Annotated in this window: 1 protein-coding gene; it reads left to right on the top strand. The window is 68.2% G+C overall.

The window, feature by feature from the left end:
• Positions 1-1,794: alpha-1,4-glucan--maltose-1-phosphate maltosyltransferase (locus ABGB11_RS42290; RefSeq protein ID WP_347641343.1), on the top strand; the 1,794-nt coding region annotated here is incomplete at both ends.

The raw sequence follows: 1,794 nt of genomic DNA, 5'->3' as shown, positions 1-1,794 counted from the left end.
ATGCTGGGTGCGGCGGTGGTGCTGCGGACGCCGGACGGCGAGGAGCTGCCGCCGCGGCGGATGGCCGAGGTCGGTGAGGGGCTGGACCGGTGGTCGGCGCAGGTGACGCCGACCGAGATGGGGTCGTGGTCGTTCCGGGTGGAGGCGTGGGGCGACCCGATCGCGCACTGGTGGCACGACGCCCAGATCAAGGTCCCCCGCGGCCAGGACGCCGAACTGATGCTCGCCGAGGGCGCGCTGCTGTTCGCGCGCGCGGCCGAGGCCGTCCCGAGCAAGGACCGCCCGACGCTGGAACGGCTGGCGAAGCGGCTCGGGGACGAGACGATCCCGGTCATCGACCGCATGGAGGCCGTGGCCGATCCGACCGTGGAGGACGTCCTCGAACGTCATCCGTTGCGGGATCTGTTGACGGTGGGTGACTGGTATCCGCTGGTGGTGCACCGCCAACGCGCCCTGTTCGGTGCCTGGTATGAGTTCTTCCCCCGCTCCGAGGGCGCCTCCTTCGACCCGATGGGCCGCCGCGGACCCACCTCCGGCACCTTCCGCACCGCGATGAAACGCCTGCCCGCCATCGCCGACATGGGCTTCGACGTGGTCTACCTGCCACCCATCCACCCCATCGGCACCACCCACCGCAAAGGCCCCAACAACACCCTGGACGCCGGCCCGTACGACCCCGGCTCCCCCTGGGCCATCGGCTCACCCGACGGCGGCCACGACGCCGTCCACCCCGACCTGGGCACCCTGGCCGACTTCGACGCCTTCGTCGACTACGCCGGCACCTGCGGCCTGGAAATCGCCCTGGACCTCGCCCTGCAATGCTCCCCCGACCACCCCTGGGTCCACCAGCACCCCCAATGGTTCACCACCCGCGCCGACGGCACCATCGCCTACGCCGAAAACCCACCCAAGAAATACCAGGACATCTACCCCCTCAACTTCGACAACGACCCCGACGGCCTCTACGACGCCGTCAAGAACGTGCTGCACCACTGGATGAACCACGGCGTCCGCATCTTCCGCGTCGACAACCCCCACACCAAACCCGTCGCCTTCTGGGAACGCCTCCTGGCCGACATCCACACCACCGACCCCGACGTCCTCTTCCTGGCCGAGGCCTTCACCCGGCCCGCCATGATGCACACCCTGGCCAAAATCGGGTTCCACCAGTCCTACACCTACTTCACCTGGCGCAACAACGCCGAAGAACTCCGCGACCACCTCACCGAACTCACCGGCCCCGCCGCCGACTACATGCGCCCCAACCTGTTCACCAACACCCCCGACATCCTCAACCAATACCTCCAGCACGGCGGCCGCGCCGCCTTCGAAATCCGCGCCGTCCTAGCCGCACTACTCTCCCCCACCTGGGGCATCTACAGCGGCTACGAACTATCCGAGAACACCCCCGTACGACCCGGCAGCGAGGAATACCGCGACTCGGAGAAATACCAGTACCGCCCCCGCGACTGGGACACCGCCGAACGCACCGGCACCACCATCGCCCCCCTGATCACCCGCCTGAACACCCTGCGCAACACCCACCCCGCCCTCCAGCAACTACGCAACCTGCACTTCCACCACATCGACCAACCCGAACTCCTGGCCTTCTCCAAACGCCACCTCGACGACATCGTCCTGACCGTCGTCAACCTCAACCCCCACCACCCCCGCGAAGCCACCCTCCACCTCGACCTGCCCGCCCTCGGCCTGCCCGACGACCCCACCCACCCGTTCACCGTCACCGACCAACTCGACGGCGCCACCTACACCTGGACCAGGTCCAACTACGTC

Origin of the sequence: Actinomadura sp. B10D3, assembly GCF_039871695.1 — a bacterium.
Classification (GTDB): Bacteria; Actinomycetota; Actinomycetes; order Streptosporangiales; family Streptosporangiaceae; genus Spirillospora; species Spirillospora madurae.
This window is presented reverse-complemented; position numbering and strand designations above follow the sequence as displayed.